General features: G+C 70.2%; 13 protein-coding genes and 1 pseudogene. 5 read left to right on the top strand and 9 right to left on the bottom strand.

Annotated elements, in window-relative coordinates; genetic code table 11:
- Positions 1–40 precede the first annotated feature (40 nt).
- Complete coding sequence (proB, locus tag DPQ23_RS11750; RefSeq protein WP_112874985.1) at positions 41–1,159, bottom strand: glutamate 5-kinase; 1,119 nt, start codon at positions 1,157–1,159, stop codon at positions 41–43.
- Positions 1,147–2,175 (bottom strand): GTPase ObgE, encoded by a 1,029-nt coding sequence (gene obgE / locus DPQ23_RS11745; protein ID WP_112874984.1) that lies wholly within the window; start codon positions 2,173–2,175, stop codon positions 1,147–1,149. Before obgE ends, proB begins: the two co-directional genes overlap by 13 nt.
- Before the next feature lie 190 nt (positions 2,176–2,365).
- Between obgE and DPQ23_RS11740 the strand changes: the two genes are divergently transcribed.
- The 5 genes from DPQ23_RS11740 to DPQ23_RS11720 all read left to right on the top strand — a co-directional run bounded on the left by DPQ23_RS11740 (position 2,366) and on the right by DPQ23_RS11720 (position 7,185).
- Positions 2,366–3,784, top strand: coding sequence for a protein adenylyltransferase SelO (locus DPQ23_RS11740; RefSeq protein WP_420818585.1), 1,419 nt, complete (start codon positions 2,366–2,368; stop codon positions 3,782–3,784).
- Positions 3,785–3,835: 51 nt separating this feature from the next.
- Complete coding sequence (locus tag DPQ23_RS11735; RefSeq protein ID WP_112874982.1) at positions 3,836–4,528, top strand: endonuclease/exonuclease/phosphatase family protein; 693 nt, start codon at positions 3,836–3,838, stop codon at positions 4,526–4,528.
- Positions 4,529–4,600: 72 nt separating this feature from the next.
- A complete protein-coding gene (gene eno, locus DPQ23_RS11730; protein WP_112874981.1) occupies positions 4,601–5,878 on the top strand; it encodes a phosphopyruvate hydratase in 1,278 nt (425 codons plus the stop codon).
- A 177-nt stretch (positions 5,879–6,055) separates the two neighbouring features.
- Positions 6,056–6,502, top strand: coding sequence for a DUF983 domain-containing protein (locus tag DPQ23_RS11725; protein ID WP_112874980.1), 447 nt, complete (start codon positions 6,056–6,058; stop codon positions 6,500–6,502).
- On the top strand, positions 6,499–7,185 hold the full coding sequence (locus tag DPQ23_RS11720; protein ID WP_420818584.1) for an NUDIX hydrolase: 687 nt from the start codon (positions 6,499–6,501) through the stop codon (positions 7,183–7,185). Before DPQ23_RS11725 ends, DPQ23_RS11720 begins: the two co-directional genes overlap by 4 nt.
- Here DPQ23_RS11720 and DPQ23_RS11715 read toward each other — a convergent pair.
- From DPQ23_RS11715 to DPQ23_RS11685, 7 genes and pseudogenes are all read right to left on the bottom strand, one after another.
- Positions 7,173–7,637, bottom strand: a complete 465-nt coding sequence (locus tag DPQ23_RS11715) for a cytochrome c-type biogenesis protein (protein ID WP_112874979.1) — start codon at positions 7,635–7,637, stop codon at positions 7,173–7,175. The two genes, DPQ23_RS11720 and DPQ23_RS11715, sit on opposite strands and share 13 nt — an antisense overlap.
- Positions 7,634–9,589, bottom strand: a complete 1,956-nt coding sequence (locus DPQ23_RS11710) for a heme lyase CcmF/NrfE family subunit (RefSeq protein ID WP_112874978.1) — start codon at positions 9,587–9,589, stop codon at positions 7,634–7,636. Before DPQ23_RS11710 ends, DPQ23_RS11715 begins: the two co-directional genes overlap by 4 nt.
- 363 nt (positions 9,590–9,952) lie before the next feature.
- Positions 9,953–10,349, bottom strand: a pseudogene (locus DPQ23_RS16200) (holin family protein); the annotation flags it as partial.
- Positions 10,340–10,951, bottom strand: a complete 612-nt coding sequence (locus tag DPQ23_RS11700; RefSeq protein WP_112874976.1) for a holin-associated N-acetylmuramidase — start codon at positions 10,949–10,951, stop codon at positions 10,340–10,342. The gene DPQ23_RS11700 and the pseudogene DPQ23_RS16200, both read right to left, overlap by 10 nt.
- A gap of 75 nt (positions 10,952–11,026) precedes the next feature.
- A complete protein-coding gene (gene ccmE / locus DPQ23_RS11695; protein ID WP_112874975.1) occupies positions 11,027–11,470 on the bottom strand; it encodes a cytochrome c maturation protein CcmE in 444 nt (147 codons plus the stop codon).
- A gap of 18 nt (positions 11,471–11,488) precedes the next feature.
- Positions 11,489–12,301, bottom strand: coding sequence for a glutamate racemase (locus tag DPQ23_RS11690; protein ID WP_112874974.1), 813 nt, complete (start codon positions 12,299–12,301; stop codon positions 11,489–11,491).
- A gap of 122 nt (positions 12,302–12,423) precedes the next feature.
- A complete protein-coding gene (locus tag DPQ23_RS11685) occupies positions 12,424–15,846 on the bottom strand; it encodes an indolepyruvate ferredoxin oxidoreductase family protein (RefSeq protein WP_112874973.1) in 3,423 nt (1,140 codons plus the stop codon).
- Positions 15,847–15,975: the final 129 nt, after the last annotated feature.

The following is a 15,975-nucleotide window of genomic DNA, read 5'->3' as shown; positions in this document are numbered from 1 at the left end:
GCCCGTGCCAGCCCCGCAGCCGGACCTTGCCGCGGCCTTGTCAGCGCCCCACGGCCATGTCGTCGCGGTGGACCAGCGCGCTGCGCGGGTCATAGCCCAGGATCGCGGCGATCTCGTCGCTGCGGCGGCCCGCGATCTTCTGCGCCTCGGTCGAATCGTAGCGCGCCAGGCCCTGCGCCAGCGCGGCACCCTGCGGCCCCCGGATCGTCACCGGGTCGCCGCGGTGAAAGACCCCGGCGACCGCCGTGACCCCCGCGGGCAGCAGCGAGCGGCCCTGCGCCAGCGCCGCCGCCGCGCCCGCGTCAATGGACAGCTCGCCCCGCGGCTTCATCGCGGCGATCCAGCGCTTGCGGGCCGCCTGGGGGTCGCTTTCGGGCAGGAACCACGTCACCCGCGCGCCGCCCGCGACCGCCGACAGGGGCCGCAGCACGGACCCCTCGGCGATCGCCATGGCGCAGCCGCCGCTGGTCGCGGTGCGGGCGGCCATCAGCTTGGTCTTCATGCCACCCTTGCTCAGACCGCTGACCGGATCGCCGCCCATCGCCTCGATCTCGGGCGTCAGATGCGCGACCAGCGGCAAATGGCGGGCCTCCGGGTCGGTCTTGGGGTTGGCGGTGTAAAGCCCGTCCACGTCCGACAGCAGCAGCAACTGGTCGGCCCCGCAGGTGACGGCGATCTGCGCGGCCAGCCGGTCGTTGTCGCCAAAGCGGATCTCGTCGGTCGCCACGGTGTCGTTCTCGTTGACGATGGGCACCACGCCCAAGCCAAGCAGCGTCTCCATCGTGGCGCGGCTGTTCAGATAGCGGCGGCGGTTTTCGGAATCCTCCAGCGTGACCAGGACCTGCGCCGTGGTGACGCCATGCGGGGCCAGCATCTCCTCATAGGCGCGGGCCAGGCGGATCTGGCCCACGGCCGCGGCGGCCTGCGCCTGCTCCAGCATCAGGGCGCCCGCGGGCAGGTTCAGCACGCGGCGCCCCAGCGCGATCGACCCCGAGCTGACCAGCACCACGTCCGCCCCGCGCCTGCGCCAGTCGGCCACGTCGTCGCACAGGCCCCGCAGCCAGTCGGCCCGCAGGCCCTGCGGCCCGACCAGCAGCGCACTGCCGATCTTGACCACCAGCCGGCGGGCGGCGGCGATGTCCGGCGTCACGGCTGCCATGGCGCGGGGTTTTCCACCTTGCGGACGCGGGTCGGCGCGATGCGCTCCCACAGCGCGCGCAGCACCTCGGTCACGCCGGTGCGCGCGACCCCGGACATGACCATCACCGGCGTTCCCAGTTCCGCCTCGAGCGCGGCGCGCCGTTCGGCCACGACGTCTGGCGTCAGCGCGTCGATCTTGTTCAGGACGGTGATGCGCGGCTTGGCGGCCAGCACGTCGGAATAGGCCTCAAGCTCGGTCAGGATCGTGCGGGCGTCGGCCGCCACGTCCTCGGCCGTGCCGTCCACCAGGTGCAGCAGCACGTTCGAGCGTTCGACATGGCCCAGGAACTGGTCGCCCAGACCCCTGCCCTCGCTCGCGCCCTCGATCAGGCCGGGAATGTCGGCCATCACGAACTCATGCGAGTCGATGCCGACAACGCCCAGGTTCGGGACCAGCGTGGTGAACGGGTAATCCGCGATCTTGGGCCGGGCATTGGACACCGCCGCCAGAAAGGTGGACTTGCCCGCGTTCGGCAGGCCCACCAGCCCCGCGTCCGCGATCAGCTTGAGCCGCAGCCACAGCGTGCGTTCCACCCCCGGCAGGCCGGGGTTTGCGTGGCGCGGCGCGCGGTTGGTCGCGGACTTGAAGTGCAGGTTGCCAAAGCCGCCGTTGCCGCCCTTGGCCAACAGCACCCGCTGGCCCGCATCGGTCAGGTCGGCGATCACCGTCTCCTGGTCCTCGTCCAGGATCTCGGTCCCGGCCGGCACCCGCAGCACGATGTCGTCGCCGGACGCGCCGGTCATCTGGCTGCCCATCCCGTGCTGGCCGGACTTGGCAAAGAAATGCTGCTGATAGCGGAAATCGATCAGCGTGTTCAGCCCGTCCACGGCCTCGGCCCAGACATCGCCGCCGCGGCCCCCGTCGCCCCCGTCCGGCCCGCCGTATTCGATGAACTTCTCGCGCCGGAACGATACTGCCCCCGCGCCGCCACCGCCGGACCGGATGTAGACCTTGGCAAGATCGAGGAACTTCATGGCACTCTCCGGGCGCAGGCAAGGCGCAGGGATACGCCCGCGCGGTGCTGGCCGCAAGCCGGGTCGGGGGACCGCGCCGCGCAGACCGCCGTGCGGGCCGGGGCGGTCGGCAGGTCGCGGGCCTGCCTGCGGCCGGACAGGCCAGGGTCTTCCATTTGCGCGCACCCGGCCCCACATCGCGGTCATGACCATGACCCATGCCCCCATTCCGTTCGACAACTCCTATGCCCGGCTCGGGACGGGGTTCTTCACGCGCACCTTGCCGACGCCGGTGGCCCAGCCCGGGCGCGTCGCGCTGAACCGCCCGCTGGCCGCGCGGCTGGGGCTGGACGCCGACTGGCTGGACAGCGACGAGGGCCTTGCGATGCTGGCCGGCAACGCCGCGCCCCCGGGCGCCGAGCCGATCGCCCAGGCCTATGCCGGGCATCAGTTCGGCGGCCTGTCGCCGCAACTGGGCGACGGGCGCGCGGTGCTGCTGGGCGAGGTCGTGGCGCCTGACGGCGCGCGCTTCGACATCCAGCTGAAGGGGTCGGGGCCGACGCCCTTTTCGCGCCGCGGCGACGGGCGTGCGTGGCTGGGGCCGGTCCTGCGCGAATACGCGGTCAGCGAGTTCATGGCGGCGGCCGGGGTGCCCACCACCCGCGCGCTGGCCGCCGTCACCACCGGCGAGGCGGTGTGGCGCGAAACCGCGCTGCCGGGCGCGGTGCTGACGCGCGTGGCGTCCAGCCACATCCGGGTCGGCACGTTCGAGTTCTTCGCCATCCGCGGCGACATCGACCGGCTGCGCGCCCTGACCGATCACGTCATCGCGCGCCACTACCCGGACGCAGACGGCGCGCTGGGGATGCTGCGCGGCGTCATCGCGCGCCAGGCCGAGACGGTGGCGCACTGGATGGCCCTGGGGTTCATCCACGGCGTGATGAACACCGACAACATGGCCGTCAGTGGCGAGACGATCGACTATGGCCCCTGCGCGTTCATGGACGCCTATCATCCCGACACGGTGTTTTCCTCGATCGACCGGAGCGGCCGGTATGCCTGGGCCGAACAGCCGCAGGTCGCGGTCTGGAACCTGGCGCAGCTGGCCAGCTGCCTGATTCCGCTGATGGGCGAGGACACCGACCGCGCCGTCACGGCGGCGACCGAGGCGGTCCACGGCTTTCCGGCGCTGTATCAGGCGGCATGGATGCGGCGTTTCGGGGCCAAGCTGGGGCTGGCCGACCCCCACCCCGACGATCGCGCGCTGGTCGAACGCCTGCTGACCCTGATGGCCAACGCCGGCGCCGATTTCACCCGCACCTTCCGCGGGCTTGTCACGGGCGAGGCCGCGGCCGAGTTCGCCAACCCGGCGCCCTTCCTCGACTGGCAGCGCGACTGGCAGGCGCGCGGGCCGGACCTTGCGGTTGCGGCCGCGGCGAACCCCGTGCGCATCCCCCGCAACCACCGCATCCAGGCGGCCATCGACGCGGGCGTGACCGGGGATTTCGCGCCGTTCCACCGGCTTGTGGCGGCCGTGACCGCGCCCTTCGACGACCGTGCCGAGTGGCGCGACCTGTCGGCCCCGCCGGCCAGCAGCGAGGCTGTGCGAGTCACCTATTGCGGCACCTGAGATCCGCGCCCGCCACTGGAAACCCGGTCGCGGGCGTGGCAGCACTGGCCCATGACACCCACCCGATCCCTGCGCGTCGCCAGCTATAACCTGCACAAGTGCCGCGGCTTGACCGGGCCTCATGCACCCGAGCGCAACCTTCAGGTCATCGCCGACCTGCGCGCCGACATCGTGGCGCTGCAAGAGGTCGATTTCCGTTTCGGCGCCCGGCCCGAGGCACTGCCGCGCCGGATGATCCAGGACATGACGGGCATGGTGCCCGCGCCCCATCTGACCACCAGCGAGCAGTCGCTGGGCTGGCACGGGCAGACGATCCTGCTGCGCCCCGACCTGGCGCAGGTGGCCAGCGTGCGCCGCCTGCCCCTGCCCGGCATCGAGCCGCGCGGCGCGCTGGCGCTGCGGCTGGCCGAACTGACCGTCGTGGTGGTGCATCTGGGGCTTGCGCGGTCGTCGCGGCGCGCGCAACTGGCCCGGCTGGCGGCCAAGGCGGCGCGGATCGGGGGGCAACGGTTCATCCTGACCGGCGACTTCAACGAATGGCACGACGACCGCGGCCTCGAATCGCTGTCCGGGCTGGACGTGCTGGCGCCCGGACCAAGCTGGCCCGCCCCCTTTCCGCAGCTGCGCTATGACCGCATGGCGCTGTCGGCCGGGATCGCGGTCCTCGACAGCGGCGTTCACGACAGCCCGCTGGCGCGACGCGCATCCGACCACCTGCCGATCTGGGTGGATATCGCGCTATAATCCGGGCGACCGGGTTCCCCCCTGCCCGCCGCGCGGCTATGAGGCTGCAGCGTTCGGCAAAAAGAGGGCCCCATGACCGCCATCATCGACATCTTCGCCCGCGAGATCCTGGACAGCCGTGGCAACCCCACCGTCGAGGTGGACGTCACGCTGGAGGACGGGACCATGGGCCGTGCGGCCGTGCCGTCGGGCGCATCCACCGGCGCGCACGAGGCGGTCGAAAAGCGCGACGGCGACAAGGGGCGTTACCTCGGCAAGGGCGTGCTCGAGGCCGTGGCGGCCGTCAACGGCGAACTCTCCGAGGCGCTGATCGGCGAGGACGCGACCGAGCAACTGGCCATCGACCGCATGATGATCGAACTGGACGGCACCCCCAACAAGGGCCGGCTGGGCGCGAACGCGATCCTGGGCGTCAGCCTCGCCGTGGCCAAGGCCGCGGCCGAGGCGACCGGCCAGCCGCTGTACCGCTATGTCGGCGGGACCGGGGCGCGGCTTCTGCCGGTGCCGATGATGAACATCATCAACGGGGGCGAGCACGCCGACAACCCGATCGACATTCAGGAATTCATGATCATGCCCGTCGCGGCCGAGAACATCCGGGACGCGATCCGCATGGGGTCCGAGGTGTTCCACACGCTGAAGAAAGAACTGTCGGCGGCGGGCCTTGCCACCGGCGTGGGCGACGAGGGGGGATTCGCGCCCAACCTGTCGTCCTCGCGCGACGCGCTGGACTTCATCCTGCGGTCGATCGAAAAGGCCGGCTACACGCCCGGCGACGACATCATGCTGGCGCTGGACTGCGCCTCGACGGAATACTTCAAGTCCGGCCGCTACGAGATGACGGGCGAGGGGAAATCCCTGACCCCGCAGCAGAACGTGGACTATCTGGCGGCGCTGTGCGCCGACTATCCGATCCTGTCGATCGAGGACGGCTGCGCCGAGGACGACTGGGACGGCTGGCGGCTCCTGACGGAACGGCTGGGGGCATCGGTCCAGCTGGTGGGCGACGACCTGTTCGTGACCAACCCGGCCCGCCTGGCCGAGGGCATCGCCAAGGGCTGCGGCAACAGCCTGCTGGTCAAGGTCAACCAGATCGGCACGCTGTCGGAAACGCTGGACGCGGTGCGGATGGCGGATCGCGCCGGCTACACCAGCGTCATGTCGCACCGTTCGGGCGAGACCGAGGACGCGACCATCGCGGACCTCGCCGTCGCCACCAACTGCGGCCAGATCAAGACCGGCAGCCTGGCCCGGTCGGACCGGCTGGCCAAGTACAACCAGCTGATCCGCATCGAGGAGATGCTGGGCGCGACGGCGGAATACGCCGGCCGGTCCATCCTGCGGGGCTGATCCGCGTCGCGTGCCCGCGCCGGGGGCTGCCCGCCCCCGCGCATCGGCCCCGGGCCCGGTCGAAGGCGCCAGCATGCGGCATTCTGCATCTTTTGATGCAGCCTGCCCGGCTTGCGCTGGCCAAACGGCACCATGCTTCCTATCTCTGTCCGGACGCTGTCCGTGCCTGAGGTGCCCATGCCTGCGACCACCGCCCCCCCGACCCACGCCGCCAACCGCCCGGTTGGCCAAGCCATGCGCCGAGGGGCCGCCGGCCGCTGCCCCGCCTGCGGCGAGGGGCGGCTGTTCACCGGCTATCTGCGGGTCAAGGACCACTGCCCGTCCTGCGGGACGGACCTGCATCACCATCGTGCCGACGACGGGCCGGCGTATGTGACCATCCTGATCGTCTCGCACCTGGCGGCCTCGCTGATGCTGACGATCTATACGCTGTATCGTCCGTCGACTCTGGTGATGCTGGGGGTGTTCGTCGGCGGATCACTGCTGCTGTCGCTGCTGATGCTGCCGCGCGTCAAGGGCGCGTGGGTCGGCTTTCAGTGGGCCAAGCGGATGCACGGCTTCGGCCAGGCCGCCGAGGACCCCGCCCACGCTGTCAGCCCGCAAAGCGCCGAGTCGCGACGGTGAGCGACGGGCAGCACGCCCCGGCCGCGCCGTTGGCCGATACGCCCGCCGCGCCGGCCCCCGACCGGCTGCGCGATGCGGCGACCGTGATCCTGCTGGACCGCTACGCGGACGGGGGGCCGGCCGTGCTGATGGGGATGCGCGGCGCGGCCGCGGCGTTCATGCCGGCGAAATACGTCTTTCCCGGCGGCGCCGTTGACCCGGACGACCGTCACGCGGTGGCGGTGCCGCTGGCCGATGCCTGCGCGGCCCGGCTGGCGGCCGAGCGTCGCACCGATTCGGACATCACCCCCACGGCGCTGGCCCATGCCGCCCTGCGCGAGTTGGAGGAGGAGACCGGGCTGCGGCTGGACCCTGCGGCGGACGGCGCGCTGATCTTTGTCTTTCGCGCGATCACCCCGCCGGGCCGCACGCGGCGGTTCGATGCCCGCTTCTTCCTGATCGACGCGCGGCACATCGAAGGCGACCGGCATGATTTCTCGCGCGCCTGCGACGAGCTGAGCCACCTGCACTGGGTTGCGCTGGCCGAGGCCCGCGCCCTGGACCTGCCCTTCATCACCGAAGTGGTTCTGGCCGAGATCGAGGCGATGGCCGCGGCGGCGGGGAATGGCCCGCTGACCGCCCCCTCCACCGTGCCGTTCTTCGACAATCGCGGCGCCGAGCCGCGGTTCGTTCAGCTGTCCTGATCCATCAGGCTTTTCAGCCGCGCCCGCTCCTCGACCGTCAGGGCCACGACGGGGGTCGCCGTCTCGCGCCGCCGGCGCAGGAAACCCCACGCCCCCAGCGCCGCGACCAGTGCCATCAGCGGACCGGCCGCATAGAGGATCAGGTTGCCCCCCTCGGCCCGCGGTTCGAACAGGACATATTCGCCGAACCGGGTCGTGACCGCGTCGATCACCTGCGCGTCGCTGTCGCCCGCCACCAGCCGCTCGCGCACGTAAAGCCGCAGGTCGCGGCTGATCGGGGCGTTCGATTCGTCGATGTTCTCGCCCTGGCAGACAGGGCAGCGCAGCGACTGGCTGATCTCTCGCGCACGGGATTCGAGGGCCGGGTCGGCCAGAACCTCGTCGGGCTGCACCGCCAGCGCGGCCACCGGCAGCGACAGCGCCAGGGCAAGGCCGAGGATCGCGCGCCTCATTCCGCGGGGACCATGCCGGGCGTGCGCCGGGCCGCGGCGGCGACCCGCCAGCGGCGATCCGAAAGGCTGATCAGCCCCCCCAGCGCCATCAGCCCGCTGCCCAGCCAGATCCAGAAGGCAAAGGGCTTGATATAGCTGCGAACCGCCCAACCGCCGTCCTGCTGCGGGTCGCCGATCACCAGATAGATGTCGCCGAACGGGCCGCTGTGGATCGCGGCCTCGGTCGTGGGCATCGCCTGCACGGGATAGACGCGCTTTTCGGGGTGCAGCGTCGCCACCGGGCGGCCGTCGCGGGCGACCTGCATGACCGCGGTCGTCGAGGTATAGTTCGGGCCGGGCAATTCCTCGACCTCGGCCAAGGTGATGTCGTACCCGGCGACGGTGAAGGTCTCGCCCACGCGCGCGACGCGGATGTCCTCGACCTGCCAGGCCATCAACAGGCTGATGCCGATGAAGGTGACGCCAAGGCCCGCATGCGCCGTGACCCGGCCCCAGTCGGCGCGCGGAAGGCGTGTCAGCCGGCCCGCCTGACGTCCGGCGCGCTGCCAGATGTCGATGGCCGCGCCGCCGATCAGCCAGGCCCCCAGCGCCGCGCCGACCACGGCCAGCGCCGAGTGGCCCGTCGAGACCGCGAATGTCAGCGCCGCCACCGCGACCGCCAGGATCGCCGCCGGCCGCAGCGTGGCGACGGCCCGGCCGATGCGGCCCCGCTTCCACGGCAGGATCGCCCCGATCGGCAGGGCGACGGCCAGCGCGATCATGAACGGCGTGAACGCCTGTTCGAAGAACGGCGCCCCCACTGACAGCTTACGTCCCCAAGCCAGTTCGGCCACCAGCGGCCAGATCGTGCCGACGAACACCACAAAGGCCGCCACCGCCAGCAGCAGGTTGTTCAGCAGCAGCGCGCCCTCGCGCGAGACGGGCGCGAACACGCCGCGCGCCGTCATCGTACCCGCGCGCGCCGCATACAGCGTCAGCGCGCCGCCGACGAAGAACGCAAGGATCGCCAGGATGAACACGCCCCGCGACGGGTCCGACGCAAAGCTGTGGACCGAGGTGATGACGCCCGACCGCACGATGAACGTGCCGATCAGCGAGAACCCGAAGGCCATGATCGCCAGCAGGATCGTCCACGCCTTCAGCGTCTCGCGCTTTTCCACGACGATGGCGGAATGCAGCAGGGCCGCGGCCAGCAGCCAGGGCATGAAGCTGGCATTCTCGACCGGGTCCCAGAACCAGAACCCGCCCCAGCCCAGTTCGTAATACGCCCACCACGAGCCCAGCGCGATGCCGATGGTCAGGAACACCCAGGCGGCCAGCGTCCACGGCCGCACCCAGCGCGCCCAGGCCGCGTCCACCCGCCCCTCGATCAGGGCGGCGACGGCAAAGCTGAACGACATCGAAAGCCCGACATAGCCGAGGTAGAGAAACGGCGGGTGGAACGCGAGGCCCGGGTCCTGCAGCAGCGGGTTCAGGTCGCGCCCGTCGAACGCGGCCGGGTTCATCCGAAGAAACGGGTTCGAGGTGAAGATGATGAAGGTCAGGAACGACGCCCCGATGGCTCCCTGGACCGACAGCACGCGGGCGCGCAGCGCGGGCGGCAGATGTTCACCAAAGCTGGCGGCGGCCGCGCCGAACAGCGCCAGGATCAGCACCCACAGCAGCATCGAGCCTTCGTGGTTTCCCCAGACCCCGGTGATCTTGTAGAGCATGGGCTTGGCCGAGTGGCTGTTTTCATAGACCAGCGCCACCGAGAAGTCCGACGTGACGAACGCCACCGTCAGCGCCGCGAACGCGATGCCGATCAGCCCGAACTGCGCCAGCGCCGCGGGGCGGGCAGAGTCCATCCAGGCGGGCCAGCCGCGGGTTGCGCCGACCAGCGGCACGACCGTCTGGAACAGCGCCACGGCCAGCGACAGGATCAGCGCAAAATGGCCAAGCTCGGCGATCATGTGAAAAGCCCCCCGGAACGCTTCCGAGGGGCAAGGTAGTCTTTTGGGGGCGCAGGGGCCAGTGCCTGTGCTGCGGCCTGGCGTCACGGACCCGTCATCGACCGGCCCGACCCGCGCGCCAGTCGCGCAGCGCGGCGTTGTCGGCCAGATCGTCGTCGTGGGCGGGACGGGCCGGGGCGGCGGGCGCGGCATCGCCCGTGACCGTGACGGTCGCCACCGCCCCGGTCAGCGGCGGCGGCGGCGGTGCGCGCCAGCCATCGTCGGCGGCCACGGGCGACGCGGGCGCGCGCCAGCCGTCGTCGGCGGGCGTCGTCCTGCGAGTCCCCGCCGCAACGGTGGCGGACACCCGGGTGCCGGGCCACACACGGCCCCGAAAATAATGCGCCTCGCGCGCCCCGAAGTAGAAGCTGACGATCGCCCCCATCAGCCACCACAAGGGCTCCGGGACCAGCGCCAGCCCCTGCATGCGGTGCGAAAAGCCGACAGGCTCGACCATCGCATAGATGAACAGCCCGATCGTTCCCAGCGTCAGCAAGGGGCGCGGCAACCGGTTCAGCCCGTTCATCAGCCCGTCGAACCAGCCAGACGGCGCCCGGCCGAACTCGGCCTGCAACTGGTCCATGGCCTGTCCATACGCCTGTTCGTCCAGCTCCATCCGGCGGGTCGAATTGGGGGTGAACACCTCGGCCACGCCCGTGGCCGCATTGGACACGGCGGTCACGGTCTGGCCTACGTTCAAAAAGCGGTCGATCATGCCCATGATGCAGTCCTTGCGTGGTGCTCAGTCAGGGTCAGGTGATAGCGTGGCGCGATGAAGGCCTCGGCGCGGGTGATCCAGCCGCCCTTTCCCCCGTCCTGCCGGCGGGCGTACTTGCGGCTGGCGGGACGCGCGTCGGCCAGCGCATAGTAATGGTTGCGGCGCGCGATCCCGTAGGCGTCGGCCAGGTGCCGGGGCGCAGCCTCGGCCGCGGCGCGGGCCGCCGCGATGGTGCGCGGCCCCACGATCCCGTCGTCGCGGCAGGAAAACCCCATGCGCGTGACCAGCCGCTGCAACAGCCGGACGGCCTGGCTGCCGGCGTTCACCTGCATGTCGAAGACGCTGGCCTGCACGATGGACGGCAACTGGTCCAGGTGCGGCGCGCGGAAATAGTGCTGCACATAGATCGCGGCCGCACGACCCCGGGTCAGCCGCCGCAGATCGTCGGTGCCGACGCGGCCGTCGCCGTTCAGATCGATCCCAAGCCGGCGCAGCGTGCCGATGGTGACGCCGTGGTTAGTGGCCCCGCCGGGATCGTCGGGGTCATCCACATAGCCCCCCTCGCGCGCGACGATCTGCGCCGCGATCTCCTCGACCGTCTGCATTCCTGCCCCCCTTCCGCTGAGGGGATCAGGCTGCCTCGGGGCCGTTAACGGGCTGTTAACCCTGCGCGCGTTGCGTCAGGAGTTCGGACCCTTGTAGAGCCCCTGCTCCTTGAGCGAATCCGCCACCTCGCGCGGCATATAGTTCTCGTCGTGCTTGGCCAGGATCTCGTCGGCGACAAAGACACCGCCCTGCATCTGGCCGGTGCCGATCATGCCGGCGTCCTCGGCGAACAGGTCGGGCAGCACACCCGTAAAGCGGACCGGCACCGCCTCGGCCCCGTCGGTCACCGTGAAGGTCACGGTCTCGCTTTCCCCACGCACCAGAGAGCCCGCCTCGACCAGCCCCCCCAGGCGGAAGACCTCGCCTGTCTCGGGCGGCTCGCTCGCCACCTGGCTGGGCGATCGGTACAGGTTGATCCCGTCGCGAAAGCCATAACCGATCAGCGCGGCCGACAGGGCCAGCGCCACGGCGGCGGCGGACAGAACCTGGATGCGGCGCTTTTTCTTGAGAGATTTCATTCTGGTGCCCTCATCGTCTCAGGCGGGTTCAAAGGTGATCTGCCGGCGCAGGAACTGCGTGGCCTTGGTGGATACGCGCGCCGGATCGCCGGTCGTCAGATAGCGCGAGACGGTTCCCTTGCCGCGGAACCCGGGGCGCCGCGCCAGATAGTCGGCAAGGCTTTCCGCCACCAGGTCGGCCTGCGAGAAAACCTTGACCCCGTCGCCCAGGGCGGACTGGAAAGTCCTTTCCATCAACGGGTAATGGGTGCATCCCAGAATCGCGGCCTGCGGGTGGGGCATCCGGCGCTTCAGCGCCTCGACATGGGACCGGACCAGCGCCTCGGCCAGCATCTCGTCGCCGTCCTCGATGGCGTCCACCACGCCGCCGCAGGGCTGTGCCTCGACATCGACGCCGATGGCGCGGAACGCCAGCTCGCGCTGGAACGCGCGGCTGGCCACGGTGGCGGGCGTGGCGAACAGGGCGACGTGCTTGACCTCGACCTCGCGCGGGGGGCTGTTGTCGCCCCAGTGGCGTTCGGTCAGCGACTCGATCAGGGGCACGAAGACGCCCAGCACGCGCTTGCCGGGGGGCAGCCAGCTTTCCTGCATCCGGCGCAGGGCGGCGGCGCTGGCGGTGTTGCAGGCCAGGATCACCAGATCGCAACCCTCGGCCCACAGCCGTTCCACGCCGCGGCAGGTCAGGTCATAGATGTCGTCGGCGGTCCTGACGCCATAGGGCGCATGGGCGTTGTCGCCCAGATACACCAACGGCAGGTCCGGCATCCGGGCGGCGATGGCCTGATGCACGGTCAACCCGCCCAGACCCGAATCGAACACGCCGACCGCCATGCACACCCTCCTGGTTGCTGCGGATCATGTAAGGGCTGAGGCCCCCAAGCGCCATGACTTCGATCAGGTCGCGTCATCAAACTCGCGCGCGCCGGGGGGGGGGACCGCCCCGGCGCGGCCGGTCACTCGGCGGCGATGCGCATCGCCTCGCCGCCCTGGCCCTGCGGCCAGCCGCCGGCCCGGAAGGCGGCGATCAGCTCGTCGCGCCGGACCTGCGCCTTGTCGGCAGCGGCATCCTTGATGAAGCCATAGCCGCGGATCTCCTGCGGCAGGGCGGCCAGTTCGCGGGCGATCTCCATCGTGGCCGGCGTCACGTTCGGCAGCACCTCGGCCATGTCGCGTTCGTAGGCGGCGATCAGGGCGCGCTCGCGCCGGCGCTCTCCCTGCCAGCCGAAGACGTCCAGCGGCGTGCCGCGCAGGCCGCGCATCGCGGCAAGGCCCCGGAACACCGGCAGCATCCACGCGCCGAACTCGCGCTTTTTCGGCCGCCCCTCTGCGTCCTTGCCGCCCATGAAGGGCGGGGCAAGGTGAAAGGTCAGCCGCGTGTCGCCGTCAAAGGTGCGGGCGACGCCCTCGGCGGTGGTCAGGTGCAGGCGCGCGACCTCGTATTCGTCCTTGATCGCCAGCAGCCGGTAATAGCTTTCGGCCACCGTCTCGCGCAGTTCCGGTGGCGCGGTCTCGACCAGCGTCAGAAAGCGCCGCTTCAGCCGCTCGCCCTGATAGCCGACCAGCCGGTTTGCGCGATAGGCGACGGGGTCGAAGATCTGCTGCAGCACGGGCGCGGGCGCGGCCTGATCGGGCAACAGCACGGCCCAGCGGCCGATGTGGAAGGCGCGCTTGTTTTCCTCGGCCTTGGCGCCGTTCAGCTCGATCGCGCGCAGGATCGCCGCCTCGGACAAGGGGATCAGCCCCTGCTGCCAGGCCGCGCCCGTCACCAGCATGTTGGAATAGATCGAGTCGCCCAGATAGCGTTCCGCCAGCCTGGACGCGTCAAGAAAGGCCACCCGGTCGCCCAGCCGCGCCTGCAGCGACAGCTTCAGCCGGTCGGACGGCACGTGAAAGTTGCGGTTGCGCGTGAACTCGCCGGTGATGATCTCGTGGTCGTTGACCACCGCGCCGGTGCGGCCGTTCGTCATCAGGCCGATGGTCTTGGCGCCCGCCGTCACCACCAGGTCGCCGCCGATGATGGCGTCGGCCTCGCCGACCGCGACGCGGATGGCGCTGATGTCGGCGGGGTCGTTCGCCAGCCGCAGGTGGATGTGGACCGCGCCGCCTTTTTGCGCCAGGCCCGCCATCTCCATCATCCCCGCGCCCTTGCCGTCCAGTTGGGCGGCCTGCGCCAGCACCGCGCCGATGGTCACGACGCCGGTCCCCCCGACGCCGGTGATGACGAGGTTGTGGGTGCCGTCGATCACGGGCAGCGCGGGCGCCGGCAGGTCGGGCAGGTGCAGCGCCTCGGCGGCGGGCTTGCGCAGCGTGCCGCCCGAAACGCTGACAAAGCTGGGGCAGAAGCCCTTGACGCAGCTGTAATCCTTGTTGCACGACGACTGGTCGATGGCCCGCTTGCGGCCCAGTTTCGTGTCGAAGGGCACGACAGACACGCAGTTCGACTGCACCGAGCAGTCGCCGCAAGCCTCGCAGACCTCGGGGTTGATCCAGACGCGGCGATCGGGATCGGGGAACTTGCCCTTCTTGCGGCGGCGGCGCTTTTCGGCGGCGCAGGTCTGGACATAGACGATGGCCGTGACGCCGGGCTGCTGGGACAGTTCGCGCTGCACCGCCATCAGGTTGGCGCGTTCCTCGAAACGCAGGCCCGACGGGAACAGATTGCGGTCGATCTCTTCCTTTTCGTCATAGACCAGCACCACCGGCACGCCGATCGCCTGCAATTCGCGCACGATCTGGGGCGCGGTCAGCTCGCCCTCGTTCGGCTGGCCGCCGGTCATCGCGACGGCGTCGTTGAACAGGATCTTGTAGGTGATGTTGGTGCCAGCCGCCTTGGCCGCCCGGATCGCGAGAGAGCCCGAATGGTTGTAGGTTCCGTCGCCAAGATTTTGAAATACATGGGGACGGTTGGAAAACGGCGCCTCGCCGATCCAGTTCGCGCCCTCGCCGCCCATCTGGGTGAAGCCGGTGGTTTCCCGGTCCATCCACTGGACCATGTAGTGGCAGCCGATCCCCGCATAGGCACGGCTGCCCTCGGGCACCTTGGTCGAGGAGTTGTGCGGGCAGCCCGAGCAGAACCACGGCGTCCTGACCGCAATCTCGGGGGCATTGTCGTTGCGCCGGGTTTCCGTCAGGCGCGTCATCGCGGCCTCAAGCCGGTCGGTGCGGCGGCCTTCCTCGATCAGGATGTCGCCTAGGCGCTGTGCGATCAGCACCGGGTCCAGCGCATAGCGGGTCGGGAACAGCTCCAGCCGCCGCCCGTGTTCCCAGGTGTCGCCCTTGTGCCAGCCATAGACGCGGCGGCCGCGGCGGTCGTCGAAGATCGCCTCCTTGACCTGCACCTCGATCAGCTTGCGCTTTTCCTCGACCACGATGATCAGGTCCAGCCCCTCGGCCCATTCGTGAAAGCTGGTCATGTCCAAGGGCCAGGTCTGGCCGATCTTGTAGGTGGTGATGCCCAGCCGCTCGGCCTCGGCCTGGTCAAGCCCCAGCAGCGACAGCGCATGAACCACGTCCAGCCAGTTCTTGCCCGCGGCGCAGATGCCGATCCGTGCGCCCGGCTTGCCCCAGACGCGGCGGTCGATGCGGTTCGCGCGGGCAAAGGCCTCGGCCGCGAACCGCTTGAAGTCGATCATCCGCGCCTCTTGCGCGACCGGCGTGTCGCCCAGGCGGATGTTCAGCCCGCCGTCCGGCATCACGAAGTCGTCGGGGATGACGAAGTTCATGCGGAAGGGGTCGCCGTCCACGACGCTGGTCGCCTCGACCGTGTCCTTCATGGTCTTGAGGCCCGTCCAGACGCCCGCGAAACGGCTCAGCGCCCAGCCATAAAGGCCGAAGTCCAGAATCTCCTGCACGCCCGCGGGCGACAGCACGGGGATATAGGCGTCCACCATCGCCCAGTCCGACTGGTGCAGCACGGTCGAGGATTCGCCGGTGTGGTCGTCGCCCATCGCCATGACGACGCCGCCATGTTTCGATGACCCCGCCATGTTGGCGTGGCGCATCACGTCGCCGGTGCGGTCCACGCCCGGACCCTTGCCATACCACAGGGCGAAGACGCCGTCGTATTTCCCCTCGCCGCGCAGTTCGGCCTGCTGGCTGCCCCAGATGGCGGTCGCGGCCAGATCCTCGTTCAGGCCCGGCTGGAACAGGATGTTCGCAGGCTCCAGCAGCGTTCTTGATTTCATCATCTGCAGGTCGACCCCACCCAGGGGCGAGCCGCGATAGCCGGTGCACAGACCGGCGGTGTTCAGCCCCGCGGCCTTGTCGCGCGCCGCCTGCATCAGCATCAGACGGACCAGCGCCTGCGTCCCGTTCAGCAGGACGTGGCGCTTGGACAGGTCGAAACGATCGGTCAGCGAAATATCCTGGACGCTCATCTGATCCCTCCCGAGGCGGCTGGTGCAGTATAGGTCAGAATTGCTGACCGATAAAGCATTTTGTTTTATGCCCTCACGCCTGTATGCGCTGCGTCGAATGCATGGCTGGCCCGCGCCGGCCGAATGGCG

Origin of the sequence: Paracoccus endophyticus (assembly GCF_003286075.1) — a bacterium.
Lineage (GTDB): Bacteria > Pseudomonadota > Alphaproteobacteria > Rhodobacterales > Rhodobacteraceae > Paracoccus > Paracoccus endophyticus.
The sequence above is the reverse complement of the archived record's forward strand: the minus strand, read 5'-3'. Positions and strand labels throughout refer to the sequence as shown.